The 16,413-nt window shown below is 66.5% G+C and carries 17 protein-coding genes; 9 read left to right on the plus strand and 8 right to left on the minus strand.

The features are described from left to right. Positions 1 to 97: 97 nt before the first annotated feature. Positions 98 to 955, minus strand: coding sequence for a PA4780 family RIO1-like protein kinase (locus LC490_RS15605; RefSeq protein WP_031370070.1), 858 nt, complete (start codon positions 953 to 955; stop codon positions 98 to 100). A 95-nt stretch (positions 956 to 1,050) separates the two neighbouring features. Here LC490_RS15605 and LC490_RS15610 point away from each other — a divergent pair, with 95 nt between their 5' ends. The 3 genes from LC490_RS15610 to LC490_RS15620 all read left to right on the plus strand — a co-directional run bounded on the left by LC490_RS15610 (position 1,051) and on the right by LC490_RS15620 (position 5,190). Then, positions 1,051 to 1,761: an rRNA pseudouridine synthase gene (locus LC490_RS15610; RefSeq protein ID WP_223620768.1), complete on the plus strand. Its 711-nt coding sequence runs from the start codon at positions 1,051 to 1,053 to the stop codon at positions 1,759 to 1,761. Positions 1,762 to 2,793: 1,032 nt separating this feature from the next. After that, complete coding sequence (locus LC490_RS15615; protein WP_223620769.1) at positions 2,794 to 3,912, plus strand: ricin-type beta-trefoil lectin domain protein; 1,119 nt, start codon at positions 2,794 to 2,796, stop codon at positions 3,910 to 3,912. 177 nt (positions 3,913 to 4,089) lie between these two features. Then, positions 4,090 to 5,190 carry a ricin-type beta-trefoil lectin domain protein gene (locus LC490_RS15620; protein WP_051884261.1) on the plus strand — a complete coding sequence of 367 codons (1,101 nt, stop codon included), beginning with the start codon at positions 4,090 to 4,092 and terminating at the stop codon, positions 5,188 to 5,190. A 201-nt stretch (positions 5,191 to 5,391) separates the two neighbouring features. Here the strand turns inward: LC490_RS15620 and LC490_RS15625 are convergent, their stop codons facing one another. Beyond that, a complete protein-coding gene (locus tag LC490_RS15625; RefSeq protein ID WP_031370074.1) occupies positions 5,392 to 6,291 on the minus strand; it encodes a LysR family transcriptional regulator in 900 nt (299 codons plus the stop codon). 160 nt (positions 6,292 to 6,451) lie between these two features. Here LC490_RS15625 and LC490_RS15630 point away from each other — a divergent pair, with 160 nt between their 5' ends. From LC490_RS15630 to LC490_RS15640, 3 genes are all read left to right on the plus strand, one after another. Then, positions 6,452 to 6,991: a peroxidase-related enzyme gene (locus LC490_RS15630; RefSeq protein WP_031370075.1), complete on the plus strand. Its 540-nt coding sequence runs from the start codon at positions 6,452 to 6,454 to the stop codon at positions 6,989 to 6,991. An 82-nt stretch (positions 6,992 to 7,073) separates the two neighbouring features. Next, complete coding sequence (locus tag LC490_RS15635) at positions 7,074 to 8,636, plus strand: pyridoxamine 5'-phosphate oxidase family protein (RefSeq protein WP_223620770.1); 1,563 nt, start codon at positions 7,074 to 7,076, stop codon at positions 8,634 to 8,636. Between the two features lie 84 nt (positions 8,637 to 8,720). After that, positions 8,721 to 9,725 carry an alpha/beta hydrolase gene (locus LC490_RS15640; RefSeq protein WP_223620771.1) on the plus strand — a complete coding sequence of 335 codons (1,005 nt, stop codon included), beginning with the start codon at positions 8,721 to 8,723 and terminating at the stop codon, positions 9,723 to 9,725. A 271-nt stretch (positions 9,726 to 9,996) separates the two neighbouring features. On the opposite strand, the gene LC490_RS15645 is transcribed toward LC490_RS15640, so the two are convergent. The 3 genes from LC490_RS15645 to LC490_RS15655 form a co-directional block, all read right to left on the minus strand. Continuing rightward, positions 9,997 to 10,560 (minus strand): DUF2846 domain-containing protein, encoded by a 564-nt coding sequence (locus tag LC490_RS15645; RefSeq protein WP_031370078.1) that lies wholly within the window; start codon positions 10,558 to 10,560, stop codon positions 9,997 to 9,999. Between the two features lie 130 nt (positions 10,561 to 10,690). Then, on the minus strand, positions 10,691 to 11,143 hold the full coding sequence (locus tag LC490_RS15650) for a DUF6196 family protein (RefSeq protein ID WP_031370079.1): 453 nt from the start codon (positions 11,141 to 11,143) through the stop codon (positions 10,691 to 10,693). A 67-nt stretch (positions 11,144 to 11,210) separates the two neighbouring features. Next, entirely contained in the window at positions 11,211 to 12,449 is a 1,239-nt protein-coding gene (locus LC490_RS15655) for a GPI inositol-deacylase (RefSeq protein ID WP_223620772.1), read from the minus strand. Between the two features lie 129 nt (positions 12,450 to 12,578). On the opposite strand from LC490_RS15655, the gene LC490_RS15660 reads away from it, so the two are divergent. Continuing rightward, complete coding sequence (locus tag LC490_RS15660; RefSeq protein WP_036147740.1) at positions 12,579 to 13,001, plus strand: GFA family protein; 423 nt, start codon at positions 12,579 to 12,581, stop codon at positions 12,999 to 13,001. A 35-nt stretch (positions 13,002 to 13,036) separates the two neighbouring features. Here the strand turns inward: LC490_RS15660 and LC490_RS15665 are convergent, their stop codons facing one another. The 3 genes from LC490_RS15665 to LC490_RS15675 all read right to left on the minus strand — a co-directional run bounded on the left by LC490_RS15665 (position 13,037) and on the right by LC490_RS15675 (position 14,303). Next, positions 13,037 to 13,744, minus strand: a complete 708-nt coding sequence (locus tag LC490_RS15665) for a hydrolase (RefSeq protein ID WP_051884263.1) — start codon at positions 13,742 to 13,744, stop codon at positions 13,037 to 13,039. A gap of 170 nt (positions 13,745 to 13,914) precedes the next feature. Beyond that, positions 13,915 to 14,085 carry a hypothetical protein gene (locus LC490_RS15670; RefSeq protein ID WP_161786050.1) on the minus strand — a complete coding sequence of 57 codons (171 nt, stop codon included), beginning with the start codon at positions 14,083 to 14,085 and terminating at the stop codon, positions 13,915 to 13,917. Positions 14,086 to 14,165: 80 nt separating this feature from the next. Then, positions 14,166 to 14,303: a hypothetical protein gene (locus LC490_RS15675; protein ID WP_161786051.1), complete on the minus strand. Its 138-nt coding sequence runs from the start codon at positions 14,301 to 14,303 to the stop codon at positions 14,166 to 14,168. Positions 14,304 to 14,694: 391 nt separating this feature from the next. On the opposite strand from LC490_RS15675, the gene LC490_RS15680 reads away from it, so the two are divergent. Then, positions 14,695 to 15,702: a methionine ABC transporter ATP-binding protein gene (locus tag LC490_RS15680; RefSeq protein ID WP_223620773.1), complete on the plus strand. Its 1,008-nt coding sequence runs from the start codon at positions 14,695 to 14,697 to the stop codon at positions 15,700 to 15,702. After that, positions 15,699 to 16,382, plus strand: a complete 684-nt coding sequence (locus LC490_RS15685) for a methionine ABC transporter permease (protein WP_031370084.1) — start codon at positions 15,699 to 15,701, stop codon at positions 16,380 to 16,382. Before LC490_RS15680 ends, LC490_RS15685 begins: the two co-directional genes overlap by 4 nt. The last annotated feature ends 31 nt before the right edge of the window (positions 16,383 to 16,413 follow it).

The raw sequence follows: 16,413 nt of genomic DNA on the forward strand, positions 1-16,413 counted from the left end.
GAGGCGATCGGCGAACAGATGGGCGGATGCGGCGGACGCCGGACCGGGAGCGAACGCAGCCCGGTCGGCCGATCCCCTGGCCGTCGGCGCCGCCGGCTCAGTCCATTTCGGCCGCGGCTTCGCGGCCCTGCTGGCGGATCAGCGCTTCGTCGCGGGCATCGTTGATGGCGTGGCGGACGCTGTCGAGGTCGACCGCGGACTCGTCGTGCACGAACACGCCTGTCAGTTCGCTGTCGGGACGCAAGTCGCCGGCTTCGAACAGGGCCCACATTTCCTCGGCGTACCAGGTGTCCAGCAGCTCCGGCGCCCAGGCGCCCAGGCTGGCGGTGAGGTTGTTGACGTCGCGCAACAGCATCTTGCGCGCGGCGTTGTTGCCGGCGGCGCTGACCACCTGCGGGAAATCGATGATGACCGGACCGTCCGGGGCAACCAAGACGTTGTACTCGGACAAGTCGCCGTGGATCAGGCCGACGCAGAGCATCTTGACCACTTGCCGCACCAGGAAACGGTGGAAGCCGCGGGCCTGCTCCGGCGCCAGCTCGACCTCGCCCAGACGCGGCGCGGAATGGCCGTCGGCGTCGGTGACGAGTTCCATCACCAGTACGCCGTGGTAATAACCGTACGGTTCGGGCACGCGCACGCCGGCATCGCGCAACTGGTACAGCGCCTCGACTTCGGTGTTCTTCCAGGCGGTTTCCTGCTGCTTGCGCCCGTACTTGGTGGCCTTGCCGATCGCGCGCGCCTCGCGGCTGCCGCGCACCTTGCGCCCTTCCTGGTACTGCACGCGCTGCTGGAAGCTGCGTTGCGCCATGTCCTTGTAGACCTTGGCACAGCGCACGTCGTCGCCGGAACGCACCACGTACACCGCGGCCTCCTTGCCGCTCTTGAGCGGGCGCATGACCTCGTCGATCACGCCGTCGTCGATCAGCGCCTGCAATCCGGGTGGAGTCTTCATGTAGTCCTGTGGGGGAAACGGCGCCGGCTGAGGGGGAATCCCGGCGTAACAGGCGTATATCTTTACACTTGGCGCCCCCAGTATCGAATTCCGTCATGTCCGAACCCGTCCGCCTCGACAAACGCCTCGCCGAACAAGTCCCCTGTTCGCGCACGGACGCCCAGCAATACATCGAGGGCGGCTGGGTGTCGGTGGATGGCGAAATCGTCGAGGAGCCGCAGACCCTGGTCTCGACCCAGACCGTCGAGCTGGCCGCGGACGCCCGCCTCGACCCCATCGAGCCGGCGACGATGCTGTTGCACAAACCGGCCGGCCTGGACCTCAAGGACGCCGCCAGCCTGGTCACGCCGGCCAGCCATGCGCCCGGCGACCTGTCCGAGGTGCGCCTGCTCAAGCGCCATTTCCATCGCCTGACCCCGCTGGTCCCGCTCGACCGCGACGCCAGCGGGCTGGTCGTGTTGACCCAGGACGGCCGCGTCTGGCGCCGCCTGACCGAGGACTACGCCCAGATCGAACAGGAGTTCGTCGTCGAAGTGGCCGGCGACCTGCTGCCCTACGGCATGCAGAAGCTCGCCCACGGCCTGAGCTACCAGGGCCGCGCGCTGCGGCCGTGCAAGGTCAGCTGGCAGAACGAAACCCGCCTGCGCTTCGCGATCAAGGACGTACAGCCCGGGCAGTTGCGCGACATGTGCCGCCAGGTCGGGTTCGAGGTGGTCTCGATCCGCCGCCTGCGCATCGGCCGCATCTCGTTGAGCAAGATGCCGGTCGGCGAATGGCGTTACCTGCCGGTCGGCGAACGCTTCTGAGGCGCGGGCTTCCGTCGACGGCCTACCGGACTTACACAACCCGCCTTTTCGTAAGCCTCTCCTTTTTAATCCGCTCCCTTTGCAAAGGGGGGCGGGCGCCTGCATCGTTGGGCTGAGCAGCGTTGCAACTGCGCTAGGGGATTTACCCGCAGCTCGCCGCTATGTGGCCGGCGCGGAAGCAAATCCCCAAGGCGAGGCGTTACCGCCATTCGCGCCACGAGGAACTCGTCGATGCCTTGCATCGCTGGCGAGTGCCCGGCTGAGACCGGGCCAAATCCGATGCGCCGAGCGCATCGATGCAAAGCCGCCCATCGCCGGGCCATGTTTTTTATTTACACGGCCGGAATTCGGCCACCTGGCTCTTCGCCCACACTTCAGAGTGTGTACTTCGCAGCACATAACCAGCTTCCGAATTCGATCGGAAACGCCATGCCGCTCATCGGAAAATCGAAAAAAACACCGGGAAATACTTGCGATTCCAGCTTTCAAAACGGCCGCACCCCGGCGCTGCGATGCCCGCGGCATGTTTAAGCTTGATGACTCGGGCATCCGGAAAAACACATAACAATAAATTCTAAATAAATCTCAAGAAAGTTAGCTACATTCGCCGCAACGATTCATGTGCTATCGCCACAAGCTCCACCGATACGGCACCGGGCCCTCCTGCGGCCCCTCGTCGAACCTCCGAGCATAGAGCGAGCAAGCACACCCTCCGCGACAGGAGTGCAGCAGGCGATGCTCGCTTTCATTACCGACGCCGTAGGCGGCGCGCAGTCATTCACGCAACTCAAGGACTCGTGCATCGCGCACGAATCGGGTGCGCCGATATCAAGACCGACACCGCCCCCTCACTCGCCTAATGCATACGCAGCGCCAGCGCACTCGGTGCGACATGAGCGCGCCCCAACCGTCCCGCATGCGAGTCCGGCCGCAATGAAGAACAACCCGCTCCTGAGTTTCGCGCCAGCCTGGGCGGGCCTGCATGGATCGCGAACATCGTGGCGCCACCGCTACAGCCTCGGAGTAAGAGTCATGAAGATCGTCAAGTCGCTGCGACGCTGGGGAGCGCTGCTGCTGTTGGCACTGCTACCCCTCCAGGTCATGGCCGCCGCACCGGGTGGCTACACCTACTACGAGTTCGACCCCGCCATCACCGGGTTCGATTCGATGAATTACGGCATCACGGTGGAATCCGATCCCGGCCCTCGGGCCAACGTGTTCTGGGCCAATCAGTTCTGGCTCGTCGGCTATCCCGGCGGCTATACCGGCATGCAACGCCACTCCCAACTCGGCGGCTATCTCCTGCTTTCGATCTGGGGCGCGACCGCAGGCCGGGTCGGCAGCCCGGGCAGCAGTTGCGGCCCGTTCGACGAGTTCGGCACCGGCTACAGCTGCCACATGGTTTACGACTGGAAGGTCGACCACACCTACCAGTTCCACCTCGCACACGAAGGCGGCGGCTGGTTCGGCGTCACCGTCACCGACCTGACCACGGGCGCTTCGGTGAAGATCGGCAGCGTGCTCACAGCGGCCACCCAGATCTCACCGAAGAACATGACCAACTGGGTCGAATACTGGGAGTGGAACTGGCCGGAGTCGAATTGCTACAACCAACCCTATAGCCGCGCGGAATTCCTGTTGCCGATCGGCAACACCGGCACCGCTTCTCCTCGCGTCGCCAGCATCTCGCGCAAAAATGTTCCGGGCTGTTACGGCCGCATCGACACGCTGCCGATTGGCACCGTGCACCACCACGCCATCGGCAACTCGCCGCGCGGCGCGGTGACCGATACCGGCGGCCTGTGCCTGGATGCCAAAGGCGGCGCGACGACCAGCAACGTCCCTGCGCAAAGCTTCGCTTGCCACGGCGGCGACAACCAGGCCTGGGTACACGGCGTCGATCGCACGCTGCGGCTGCGCTCCAACCTGTGCCTGGATGTGGCCAACGGCCAGACCGCGCATGGCTCGCCGGTGATCGTCTTCAGTTGCCATGCCGGCCGTAACCAACAGTGGAATCGGGTCGGCAACCAACTGCGCAACGATCTGTCCGGCCTGTGCCTGACCTCGGCGGGCGCCGCCGCGCAACTCACGATCCAGGCCTGCACCGCGCAAACGAACCAGAACTGGCAGATTCCCAAGCCCGCGCCCTGAGCGGCCGGCTCCTGGCTGTCTGGCCGGGCATCGCACGAACGCGCCCGGCCGCGCCGGGAGCGAATGCCGACGCAAGCAAACCAAAGACCCGCTCATGACTTACGCGCCAGCCTGAGCGGCCTGCATGGACGGCGAACGCCACGGCGCGAGTACTGCTACAGCATCGGAGTAAGAGCAATGAAGATCGTCAAGCCGTTACAACGCTGGGGAGCGCTGCTGCTGTTGGCATTGCTGCCCTTGCAGGTCCCCGCCGCCGCACCTGGCGGCTATACGAACTACAAGTTCGACCCCATCGTCACTGGGCTGGATTCGGTCGATTTCGCCATCACGGTGAAGTCCGACCCCGGCCCTCGTTCCAACGTGTTCTGGAGCAATCAGTTCGGACTCGTCGGCTCCCGTGCCGGCGGCTATACGGGCATGCAGCGGTTGTCGGGCACCGACGGCTACTTCCTGTTCTCGATCTGGGCGGCGACCGCCGCGAAAGTGGGCAGCCCCGGCACGGTCTGCGGTCCCTTCGACGAGTTCGGAGCCGGCTACAGCTGTTACATCAAGCGCGCGTGGAAGCAGGACCATACCTTTCAATTCCATATCGAACAGGAAGGCGGCGGCTGGTTCGGCGTCACCATCAACGACCTAACCGACGGCACCTCGTTCAAGCTCGGCAGCGTGCTTACCGATGCGACCCAGATTTCCCCGAAAGGCATGGTGAACTGGGTGGAATATTTCGAGTGGAGCTCGCCGTCGGTGAGTTGCTACAACCAACCCTATAGCCGCGCCGAGTTTCTGCTGCCGTCCGGCAACGGCGGTACGGCCATGGCCAGCATCACGACCACGAGTATCCCGGCCTGTAGCGGCCGCATCGACCAGACCCCGACGGGCAGCGTGCATCAGCACGCGATCGGCAACTCGCCGCGCGGCCCGATCGTGCATTCCGGCAATCAATGCCTCGATGCCTACACCTACCAAAGCGGCGTCCAGCCCATCCTCGCCAGTTGTCATGGCCTGGATAACCAAGCCTGGGTCTATGGCGCGGACAAAACACTGCGCACCGCCTCGAATCTATGCATCGACGCCTACAACGGCGGCACCACGGCAGGCACGCCGATCTACGTCTACACCTGCCACGGCGGCGCCAATCAACAGTGGAACCGGGTCGGCAGCGAATTCCGCGGCGTCCCGTCGGGCCTGTGCCTGCGCGCCGCGGGGGCCGGTTCCGACTATCACCTGACCCTGCAACGCTGCGAACAGGGTTGGCAGATCCCGCTCGCGACGCCTTGACCGAAGAGGCGGCCCGACCGGGTCTGGCCGCCTCCATTCTCTGCATGACACGGGAGGGCGATCGCCGTCGTTTGCATCGACACCGTGAATCAGGCGAGCAGTAGTTCCTGGCTCCTCCCGGCCTGCCGGCCTGCCGGCCCAAAATACCGGCGAACCGCAAGTTCTGGTGTTTCTGCGCATGCCGGCCGCCGCAGCCGCAGCTCAATTCAACGCGCTATTCCCGCGCAGTTGCGCGACCACCAGGTCGACGAAGGTGCGAACCTTAGGCGAGGCGTAACGCCCTTCGCGATGCAGCACGTGCACGGGCAGCGACGAATGCCCGTACTCGCCCAAGACGATCTTCAATTGCCCGGAAGCGAGGTGCGGCGCCACCTGGTAGGACAGCAGCCGGGTGATGCCGAAACCCCGCACCGCCGCCTCGATCGCCGCATCGTTGGTGGTAACGATCAGGCGAGGCTTTATCCGCACCGATAAAGCCTTGCGGCCGTCGCCGAACTTCCATTCGGTGGACGGGCTGATGCCGAGCGCGGAAATGATGTCGTGCCGAACCAGGTCGGCGGGAGTCTTCGGCAAACCTTGACGGCGCAGATACTCCGGCGATGCGCACAACAGCCTGCGCACCTGCGCCACCTGGATGGCCTGCAGGCTCGAATCGGGCAGCGCGCCGATGCGCACGCCGACGTCCAGCCCCTCTTCGATCAGATTGGCCACGCGATCGAGAAACAGCGCCGACACCTGGGTCGCGGGATAGCGCTGCAGGTACTCGACCACGATCGGCAGCACGAACAACTTGCCGAATTGGACCGGCGCGGTAACGGCCAGATGCCCGCGCGGTTCGGCGTTGATGCCGGCGGCGGCTTCATCGGCTTCGTCGACCTCGGCCAGGATCCGGCGCGCATCGTCGAGATAGCGCTGCCCCGCTTCGGTGGCGCGGACGAAGCGGGTGGTGCGATCGAGCAACTTCACCGCAAGCCGTTCTTCCAGGCCGGCGATCGCCCGCGTCACCGCCGGCGGCGACAGGCCTAGCTTGCGGGCGGCGCGGGCGAAGCTTTCCTCTTCGGCGACCGCGACGAACACCGTCATCAGGTGCAGTCGATCCATCTGGATTATTCCTGTAATCGCAATAATGAATTTTGCGACCCGGTGATTCTTATGGCAAGCGAAATGGCGGACAGTGTCGCCACGCCGAAGCCCACAGCAACCGATACCAGGCCTCGCCGGACCGGATCACTCCCCTTCCTTATCGACACTGGACACCCCCATGAGCCGCATCGCCGTCATCGACCGCAACACCGCCGACACCGAACAACAGCAGTTGCTGGACGCCATCCAACGCGAACTCGGCACGGTGCCGAATTTCCTCAAGGTATTCGCCAACTCGCCGGCCGCCCTGCGCGCCTTCCTCGGCCTGCACGGCATCGCCAAGGAGGGCAGCCTCGACCTCCAGACCCGCGAACGCATCGCCCTGGCCCTGGCCCAGCAGAACGCCTGCGAGTACTGCCTGTCCGCCCACACCGCCCTGGGCCGCAACGCCGGTTTGAACGGCGACGAGATCGCCGCCAACCGCGCCGGCGGCAGCCAGGACGCCAAGGCCGCGATCGCGGTGAAGTTCGCCCGCTCGCTGGTGGAGCACCAGGGCGAAGTCACCAGCGCCGAGATCGTCGAAGTGCGCGAGGCCGGCTTCAGCGATGCCGACATCGTCGAGATCATCACCCACGTCGGCATGAACCTGCTGACCAACATCCTCGGCAAGGCCAGCCGGGTCGAAATCGACTTCCCCAAGGTAGCCTTGGCCGCCTGAGCGGCGGCCCCCAGGCCGCGCGCCACCACGATCACCAGAACCAGGGCCGGCGGCGCAGCGTCGCCGCCGGCTGGAGCACGCCATGAGCCGCGCATTCGCCGATATAACCTTCACCCCCAGCGTCAAAGAAGCGCAGCAACGCCACGGCAGCCGCGAGGCCAATCGCGCCTTCGAGCTGGCCGAGGATGCGCGCGACTCGATCGGCGAGCGCGAGGCCGAATTCATCGCCGAACGCGACAGCTTCTATCAGGCGACCGTGTCCGAAACCGGCTGGCCCTATGTTCAGCATCGCGGCGGCCCGGCGGGCTTCCTCAAGGTGCTCGATGCCAAGACGATCGGCTTCGCCGATTTCCGCGGCAACCGCCAATACCTCAGCGTCGGCAACCTCGCCGCCGACGGCCGCATTTCGCTGATCCTGATGGACTACCCGAATCGGCGCCGGCTCAAGATCTGGGGCCGCGCGCGCATCGTCGACGAAAGCAGCGACGCCGCCCTGATCGCACGGCTGGAAGTGCCCGCATACCGCGCCCGGGTCGAACGCGGCATCGTCATCGAGGTCGAAGCCTGCGACTGGAATTGCCCGCAACACATCACCCCGCGCTACACCGAGGCCGAGATCGAACGCATCGCGCCGACACGGCCGGCGCCGCCGCCGGAGGAAAAACCGCGCGCCGCCGAGGCCGCAGTCTGGGGCGAGGGCCCGCTGGAACTGGTCGTCGCCGGCGTCAGGCAACTCACCGCACGGGTGCGGGCCTACGAACTGCGCCATCCGCAAGGCGATGCCTTGCCGGCGGTCGCCGCCGGCGCGCATCTGCGCGTGCCGGTGCAGTTGGACGGCAAGACCGAGCTGCGCCATTACTCGATCAGTTCCGACCCTTCGCGGCGCGATGCCTACGAGATCGCGGTGCTGCGCGAAGACGCCGGGCGCGGCGCGTCGAAAGCCCTGCACGCGGGATTCGAGCTGGGGCTGCGCCTGCGTTGCGAGCCCGCGCGCAACGATTTCGCGCTGAGCGAAGACGCGCGCCCCGTGGTCCTGATCGCCGGCGGCATCGGCATCACCCCGATCAAGGCCATGGCGCACACGCTGGCGCGGCGCGGACAGCCGTTTCAGATCCACTATGCCGGCCGCGGCCTGCGCGAACTGCCGTTCCTGGAGGCCTTGCAGGCCGAGTTCGGCGAACGGCTCACTTTGTATCCGGCCGATCAAGGGCGGCGTCTCGACCTGCACCGGCTGTTGTCGGCTGCGGCAGCGGATACGCTCGTCTATGCCTGCGGCCCCGCACGCCTGATCGATGAGCTCAACGCGACCGCGGCTACGCTCGGAATGAGCGACCAGGTGCGGATCGAACGTTTCGATGCGGCCGCCCGGCCCGACGACCGCGCCATCGAGGTCGAGTTACGCCGTTCCGAGCGGCGGATCCGCGTCGCCGGCACACAAACCATCCTCGATGCGCTGTTGCAGGCCGGGGTGAGCACGCCATCGGACTGCAGGGTGGGCAATTGCGGCACTTGCGCGATCAAGGTGCTCGACGGAGTACCCGAGCATCGCGACAACGCCCTCAGCGCCGCCGAAAAAGAGCGTGCCTCCTTGATGTGCATTTGTGTCTCGCGGGCGCATTCCGAACATCTGGCGCTGGATCTCTAGCGCGTCGCCGCGGCACCCCACCCTCGTTTGGATCCGCCGGTCCTTGCGATCGCAACGATCTCCCCCACTCTACCGAGAACCGTCATGCTTCGATTGTCCGTCGCCCTGCTGAGCGCCGCCCTCGCGGGCGCCGCACTTTCGTTCCTCCCCCTCTCGGCCGAGGCTTCCGCCATTGCGGAGACTCTGCCGCCCATCGCCGAGCGTCCAATGACCACCCATCACCATATCGCCGTCGACGGCACCGAACTGTTCTATCGCGAGGCCGGCCCCAAGGACGCACCGGTCATCGTGCTGCTGCACGGCCTGCCGAGTTCCTCGCACATGTTCCGCGAGCTGATGCCGCTGCTCGCCGATCGCTATCGGGTCATCGCGCCGGACTACCCCGGCTTCGGCGCCAGCGCCACGCCCTCGCCGGCCGAGTACGACTACAGCTTCGATCGGCTGGCGCAGAGCGTCGACCGCTTGCTGCAGGCACTCAAGATCCAGCGCTACAGCCTCTACCTCTTCGACTACGGCGCGCCGGTCGGCTTTCGCCTAGCCGTCGAGCATCCGGAACGTATCCAGACGCTGATCGTGCAGAACGGCAATGCCTATGACGAAGGCATGGGTACGTTGTGGGATCCGTTGCGCGCTTATTGGAAGGAGCCCACCCCACAGCGCTCGAACTTGCTCGCGGAAAAACTGCTGAGCCTGGCCTCGACGAAATGGCATTACCTCGAAGGCGTGCGCGACCCGTCGGCGATCGCACCGGAGAACTGGCTGCTCGACCAGGCCTTGCTCGACCGGCCGGGCGTGCAGGACATACAGCTGCGTCTGCTCTACGACTACGGCTCCAATCCCGGCAAGTACCCGCAATGGCAGGCCTATTTCCGCGAGCGTCAGCCGCCGATGCTGGTGCTGTGGGGCAAGAACGATCCGATCTTCCTCAGCGCCGGCGCCCACGCCTACCAGCGCGACTTGCCGAAGGCCGAGGTGCATCTGTTCGATACCGGGCATTTCGCCCTCGAAGAAGACGCGCAGCCGATCGCCCTGCGCATCCGCAGCTTCCTGGGCCGCCACCTAGGCGAGTCGCAGGCCAGCCAAGACTGACGGATACGGATACGGATTCGGATTCGGATACGGATACGGATACGGATTCGGATACGGATACGGATACGGATACGGATTCGGATTCGGATTCGGATTCGGATTCGGATTCGGATTCGGATACGGATACGGAACCGGATTCGGATACGGATACGGATACGGAACCGGATTCGGAACCGGATTCGGAACCGGCGCCGCTGCGGCGTCCGCGGCGGCGCCGGCTTGATCGCTGCGCCGTCCGATCCGTGCGAATCGCCGGATCGCGGACGACAGATCAGCCCTTGGGCAACAGCAGCTTGCAGCTGCGGATCGCGGTCTGCGCCGCCGCCACGTCGGCGTTGCGGCGGTAGTGATAGCCGCCCTTGAACGCACCCATGAGGATTTCCTTCTCGATGTAGGCCACCTCGCCGGCCGCTACCTCGAAGCTCAGCGGTTCCTTGCATTTGCCGTCGCCGCTGAGCACGTGCTGGCCCGGCTCGAGCACCAGTCGATAGAAGCAGTAACCGCGGGTCTGGCCGATCGGCTGGCCGTCGAGCACCACGTCCATGCCAACCAACACCGCGACGAACTGCTTGCGGTAGAGATAGATCACGCCCTTGCCGGGCTCGGGCTGGAAATTCAGTGCCGCCGCGGTTTCCGCCGGCGTCGCCTTGCGGGTGGCCTGGTTCTTGAACGCGAACAACCAGATCAGATAGACCACGAAGCCGAGGACCAGCAGGCCGATCAGCCAATTGAAGAAGTTCGAGCCGCTCGCCATCGAAGCCATAACCCGGCCGACGATGGCGCCGACGATGATCAGCGGAAGGATTTTGAGAAAACTTGCACGACCTTGTGCCATGACGATCCTGAAGCGTTATGTGGGCCGACAGCATAGCCAACCGCCGCCGCGGCCACAGGCACGCGATCGGGCGGCTGCCGTCGGCAGCATGTCGGGGCGGCCCGGGCGATGACGTCCGCGGCCGTCGCCGTCACGGCGCCAGGGCCATCTTCTCCGGCGACACCAGGGCATCGAGTTCGGCCGCGATCTCCGCCGCGACCGCCACCGGCACACCCCAGTAATCGAAGATGCCGCCGTCGCGGCGGTTCTGCCCGCAGGTCACGAACACGCCGGTGCCGAATTTGCGCTTGAGCCGCGAAGCCAGCCAGCCGACGAAACCGCTGTTGTCGACGCGGCTCGGAAAATGAAAGCGGAACAAGGCGAACAGATCCTCGGCGGGGTCTGTGCAGGGCACCAGCTGACTCCAGACTTCATCGTCGCGCACCAGGGCCAAGGCATCGGCACGCACCGCGCCCGGGAAGTCGGCCAATGGGAACTCTAAAAAAGCGTAGGTGCCCGGGTAGACCTGCAGACGCGCCTGCTTGGTCACGACCAGCAAGCGCGTGTTGGTCTGTTCGATCGTTTCCCGCGATATGTCTACCACTGCAACCTCCGGCGGCCGCTGCCGGCCCGATGATGGATTCGTCTGCCCCGCTCCGGCCTCGACCGCCTCACTCCAGCCAGCGCCGGATGCGCTCGTAGACCTGCGGGTCGCCGAGCAGGTCGAGATGATGCAGGCCATGGCCGACCCATTGCCGCGACTTGGGAATGCGCAGGTCGAAGGCCGGGTCGGGATGATGCCCCAGCGCGCTGGCGACCGGCACCAGGCCGTCGCCGCTGAGCCTGTCGATGCCCGCGTCCTTCGCCGCAGCGTTCTTGTCGGTCGAAACCGCCACCGCGTAACTGCGCACGTGCGCGGGTAGCGGCACCGGCGTGCGCGCATCGCGGCGTCCGTCGCCCTCGTGCCTGGGCTTGCCCCAATCCGCGTCGAGCAGGTTGCCGTGGCGCAGGTCCTGGATGCCGGCGCTGCGGATCTTGCCGAGCCGTGCGAACGGCGCGGTGTAGGGGCTGCGTCCGATCAGCATGTCGAACCAACTGCCGGCGCGTTCGAGCGGCGCACCGTGATGCGGCGTGCCGAGAAAAATCAGGCTGTCGAGCCGCTCCGGCCAGCGCAGCCCGGCGCCGGCGGCGGCATGGCAGGCGCTGCGCGCGACCAGGCCGCCCATGCTGTGGCCGACGATGGACAAGCGCTCCACCGGCACCGGCCACTCGCGCAACAGGCGCTCCAGGCGCGCAGCGAACTCGCGGCCGTTGCTGGAGATGTGGCGGCCGCTGTTGTAATGCAGATAGACCGGCGTCCAACCGGCATCGCGCGCCAATGCCGCGGCATGGTCGTGGCCGTTCCAACGCCATTGCAGGTCGTTCATGCACAGGCCGTGCACCATCACCAACAGTTTTCCGGTGGCCTGCGGACAGGCTGCGGCCAAGGCCTTGCGCCCCAGCCGCAAGGGCGTGCCGTCGCAGCGCACACGCATGCGGATCGCCAGCGGGTTGGCGGTCGCGGCCAGATGATCGCCGAGCACGCCGTTGAGCGCGGAGATCACGCCGTCGCGCTGCGGTAGCGAGTCGATCCGGTCCAGCAACGGCGCGAACTGCGCGAGTGCCAGGTCGAGGCCGTCGCCGACGAAACGGGCGATGCCGCGCACGCTGCGATAAACCAATCCGCTGATGCCACGGGTCGGATCGCGCACCGGCGCGCCGAACGGGCCCGGCAAAGCGACGATGGTGGCGTGGACGGATTCGACCAGGTCGACCACCCCGGTGATCGCGTCGATGGTCAGGCGGCCGATACCGCGCAGGTCCGCACCAGGGCCGTTGCCGGTGTCGGCCGGGGACGAGCGTTTCGGCATGAGCATCCAACGCGCGGCAACGGGACCGCCAGCCTAGCGCAGTCGATGCCGACGGCGCATTCTGGCGTACGGTGACGACGCGAATCGACCCGGCCTGCGTCGGCCCGCCCCGCGAGGAGACGACAAACGATGAACGACACCCACTTCGAAGGCGGCTGCCTGTGCGGCGCGATCCGCTATCGCGCGACCGCCGCGCCGTTGCGCGGGGTGATCTGCCACTGCGGCCTGTGCCGCCGCCATTCCGGCGCGCCGGCGCTCGCTTTCGTGCATTTTCCGGCCGAGGCCTTCGCCTGGCTCGCTTCGCCGCCAACCTGGTACCGCTCTTCCGAATACGCCGAACGCGGCTTCTGCGCGAACTGCGGCAGCACCCTCGGCATGCGCGAAAGCGTGTTGGCCGATCGCGTGCAAGTCTGCATCGGCAGCCTCGACGAGCCGGAGCGGGTAGGCGTCGACGACCACGTCTGGACCCGTTCGCAGTTGCCTTGGTTCGATACCGCCGACTCACTGCCCCGTTTCAGCAAGAGCAGTTCGGCGGTACCGTCCAAGGCCTAGGCGCCGTCGCGCGACGCCAGGCCCGCATCACCCGCTCAGGGCTTCGGCGCGATCATGCTCTGGAAATAATCGATCCCCTGACCCCAGGCGCCGCCGTGTTGCTGGGCGATCTTCTGCACCTGCGCGCCGGTGGCGCCCTTGCTCCAGTCGCCCTGCCATTCCAGCATCACCGCCAGCCAGGTCACCGGCACCGCGCCGGCCTGGATCATGCGCTGCACCGCCATGTCGTGCGATTCGTGCGAGACATCGCCGCTGGCGTCGACGACCACGTAGACCTCGTAGCCGTCGCGCAGCGCCGACAACACCGGCAAGGTCACGCAGCTGTCGGTCCACAAACCGCTGACCAGCAGCTTCTTGCGGCCGGTCTTGCGCACCGCCTCGCGGATGCGCGGGTCCTGCCAGGGGTCGATCGCGGTGCGGTCGTAGGGCACCAGCTCCGGACGCGCCTGGGTCAGTTGTTTGAAGAACGGGCCGCCGAATTTCTCGGCGCTGATCGTCGCGTACAGGGTCGGCACCTCGAAGGCCTTGGCCGCCTTGCTCAAGCCCTCGGCGTTGTTGATCAGCTTGCCGACCTCGATCGACTGCACCGAGAACACGAACTGCGGCTGGTAGTCGACCATCAGCACGACGCTGTTTTCCGGGGTCAGCGGGGTGCGGATGTCGGCATGGGCCGGCAGGAACGCAGCGGCGAAGAGCAAGCTCGCGGCGATCGACCGCCGCATGAAAGCCGTGGACAAAGACATGACGAATTCCCATCGCAGCACTGGAGGCCAATTGGCCGGTGCCGGATACGGTACGCATGCGCGCCGATGACGACGGCGCCAGTTCCCGCGATTTCGCTGGAGCCAGTGGCGCGATGCCAGCGAAGGCATTCAAGGACAGGAGCGGCTTGCCGCCCCTGTCCTCGAGTCGATCAAAGACTGCGGAACAAAGACCCGATCAGCAGCAGGACGAAGCCCAACGCCGCCAGCCAGAACGCGAAGCCCGCGAGGAACGGCAGATAGCCCAGACGCGCGGCGATGCCGGCGCCGCCGGCCAGCAGGGCAATGAAGAAGATGGGAAAGCTGGGCGGGGTCAGACGCATAGGGAACCTCAATGACGGAAGACGGATGCAGGTGCGCGCCAGTTTTGCGCTGGTTCTCGCTGGCTTTGGGCTGGCTTGCGCTAGGCCCGGGCGAGGCTGGCGATGAGGGCGGCGATCACGGCCAAGATCGACGCAACCGTCAAGGCGGCCACCAGCGAGGCCGACGGCGCACGCCCGTGATCGTCTTGCGGAGTTTGCTTGTCCGATTTGCCACTCATGCCGTTGGCTCCTGCCATGCCGATACCTGCATGAGGGAATGCACACGAATCGTGCCAACGGCGCAGACGCGCGAGAGCCACCAACGGCGTGCTCAGCGACACAAAGCACACTAGTCGGCGGAGGCGTCAAAACCGCTTATCACGTCACATTTTGACCTGCGCCGTCCGCAATCACAGACGCTGTCACAGCCGGATTCGCCGTCGGTTCTCGACTCGGTGGCATAAGCACATAACCGCAACGGCGGGTCGCGCCCTCGCGGCCGCCTTACAATGCCGACCGCCTCACGGTTTGCCGGGTGATAGTGTGGCGGTCCGACGCCCGGCTTCGGAGTGGCGCCGTGCCGCGCCGCACGGCCTCGCCTCTCCCGCACAGCCACGCCCACGACGGTCCATGATCCAATTCCAGCAGGTCCATAAATCGTTCCGCGTCGGCGGTCACGAGGTGCCGGCCTTGCTGCCGCTCGATCTCGACATCGTCGAAGGCGAGGTGTTCGGCATCATCGGCCACTCCGGCGCCGGCAAATCGACCCTGATCCGGCTGATCAACGGCCTCGAGCGCCCCAGCGGCGGCCGCGTGCTGGTCGACGGCGAAGACGCCAGCGCGCTCGACGGCGCCGGCCTGCGTGCCCTGCGCCAACGCATCGGCATGATCTTCCAGCACTTCAACCTGCTGTCCTCGCGCACGGTAGCGGCCAACGTCGCCTTTCCGTTGGAACTGGCCGGCACCCCGCGCGCCGAGATCGCCGCCCGCGTCGCCGAGTTGCTCGCCCGCGTCGGCCTGAGCGCGCACGCCGACAAGTACCCGGCGCAGCTGTCGGGCGGGCAGAAACAGCGCGTCGGCATCGCCCGCGCCCTCGCCTGCCGCCCGCGCATCCTGCTCTGCGACGAAGCCACCAGCGCGCTCGACCCGCAAACCACCGCCTCGGTGCTGGCGTTGCTGGCCGAGATCAACCGCGAACTCGGCCTGACCATCGTCCTGATCACCCACGAGATGGAAGTGATCCGCCGCGTCTGCGACCGCGTCGCCGTGCTCGACGCCGGCCGTCTGGTCGAAAGCGGCTCGGTCGCCGACGTATTCCTGCACCCGCGCCATCCGACCACGCGCCGCTTCGTCTCCGAGGCCGAGCATGTCGACGAAGGCGGCCTGCATCGCGATTTCGCCGCCGTGTCCGGGCGTTTGCTGCGCCTGACCTTCATCGGCGAGCACACCTACGAACCCCTGCTCGGCCGGGTCGCGCGCGAGACCGGGGTCGACTACAACATCCTCGCCGGCCGCATCGACCGCATCAAGGACACGCCGTACGGCCAGCTCACCATCGCCCTGGTCGGCGGCGACAGCCATGCCGCCATCGCCGCGCTCGGCGCGGCCGGTGTGCACGTCGAGGAGATCGCGCGATGAGCCCGAACCCCGGTTGGTTGCAACACCTCGACGCCGGCAAGTGGGCCGAGATCGGCCAGGCCACGCTCGACACCTTGCTGATGCTCGCCGGCGCCCTGCCGCTGACCCTGCTGATCGGCCTGCCGCTCGGCATCGCCCTGTTCCTGACCGGCCCGCGCCAGCTGCGCGCGCAGCCGCGCCTGTACGGCGTGCTGTCGCTGGTCATCAACATCCTGCGCTCGGTGCCTTTCATCATCCTGATGATCGTGATGATTCCGCTGACCCTCGCGGCGATGGGCACCTCGCTCGGCGTGCGCGGCGCGATCCTGCCGCTGGTGGTCGGCGCGGCGCCGTTCTACGCGCGATTGGTGGAAACCTCGCTGCGCGAAGTCGACCGCGGCATCATCGAGGCCTGCCAGGCGATGGGCGCAACGACGCGGCAGATCGTGTTGCGCGCGCTGCTGCCCGAAGCGCTGCCCGGGCTGATCGCCGGCGCCACGGTGACCACCGTCGCCCTGATCGGCTATACCGCCATGGGCGGCGCGATCGGTTCCGGCGGCCTCGGCGACCTCGCCTACCGCGACGGCTATCTGCGCTCGCATACCGACGTGGCGGTGGTGACGGTGCTGCTGTTGCTGCTGCTGGTGCAGGCGCTGCAGACGCTCGGCGACAAACTCGTGGCGCGCTTCAGCCGACGCTGAGCGGCCGCTCCAAGCTATCGAATCGATCGAG

The organism is Lysobacter sp. ESA13C (assembly GCF_019970005.1).
Classification (GTDB): domain Bacteria; phylum Pseudomonadota; class Gammaproteobacteria; order Xanthomonadales; family Xanthomonadaceae; genus Lysobacter; species Lysobacter antibioticus_B.

What these genes read in the sequence shown, in the direction of transcription:
- LC490_RS15625 (WP_031370074.1), bottom strand. Translation starts at nt 6,291, where the DNA reads ATGGATCGACTGCACCTGATGACGGTGTTCGTCGCGGTCGCCGAAGAG.
- LC490_RS15680 (WP_223620773.1), top strand. Translation starts at nt 14,695, where the DNA reads ATGATCCAATTCCAGCAGGTCCATAAATCGTTCCGCGTCGGCGGTCAC.
- LC490_RS15640 (WP_223620771.1), top strand. Translation starts at nt 8,721, where the DNA reads ATGCTTCGATTGTCCGTCGCCCTGCTGAGCGCCGCCCTCGCGGGCGCC.
- LC490_RS15615 (WP_223620769.1), top strand. Translation starts at nt 2,794, where the DNA reads ATGAAGATCGTCAAGTCGCTGCGACGCTGGGGAGCGCTGCTGCTGTTG.
- LC490_RS15605 (WP_031370070.1), bottom strand. Translation starts at nt 955, where the DNA reads ATGAAGACTCCACCCGGATTGCAGGCGCTGATCGACGACGGCGTGATC.
- LC490_RS15620 (WP_051884261.1), top strand. Translation starts at nt 4,090, where the DNA reads ATGAAGATCGTCAAGCCGTTACAACGCTGGGGAGCGCTGCTGCTGTTG.
- LC490_RS15655 (WP_223620772.1), bottom strand. Translation starts at nt 12,449, where the DNA reads ATGCCGAAACGCTCGTCCCCGGCCGACACCGGCAACGGCCCTGGTGCG.
- LC490_RS15635 (WP_223620770.1), top strand. Translation starts at nt 7,074, where the DNA reads ATGAGCCGCGCATTCGCCGATATAACCTTCACCCCCAGCGTCAAAGAA.
- LC490_RS15675 (WP_161786051.1), bottom strand. Translation starts at nt 14,303, where the DNA reads ATGAGTGGCAAATCGGACAAGCAAACTCCGCAAGACGATCACGGGCGT.
- LC490_RS15670 (WP_161786050.1), bottom strand. Translation starts at nt 14,085, where the DNA reads ATGCGTCTGACCCCGCCCAGCTTTCCCATCTTCTTCATTGCCCTGCTG.
- LC490_RS15645 (WP_031370078.1), bottom strand. Translation starts at nt 10,560, where the DNA reads ATGGCACAAGGTCGTGCAAGTTTTCTCAAAATCCTTCCGCTGATCATC.
- LC490_RS15610 (WP_223620768.1), top strand. Translation starts at nt 1,051, where the DNA reads ATGTCCGAACCCGTCCGCCTCGACAAACGCCTCGCCGAACAAGTCCCC.
- LC490_RS15685 (WP_031370084.1), top strand. Translation starts at nt 15,699, where the DNA reads ATGAGCCCGAACCCCGGTTGGTTGCAACACCTCGACGCCGGCAAGTGG.
- LC490_RS15660 (WP_036147740.1), top strand. Translation starts at nt 12,579, where the DNA reads ATGAACGACACCCACTTCGAAGGCGGCTGCCTGTGCGGCGCGATCCGC.
- LC490_RS15665 (WP_051884263.1), bottom strand. Translation starts at nt 13,744, where the DNA reads ATGTCTTTGTCCACGGCTTTCATGCGGCGGTCGATCGCCGCGAGCTTG.
- LC490_RS15630 (WP_031370075.1), top strand. Translation starts at nt 6,452, where the DNA reads ATGAGCCGCATCGCCGTCATCGACCGCAACACCGCCGACACCGAACAA.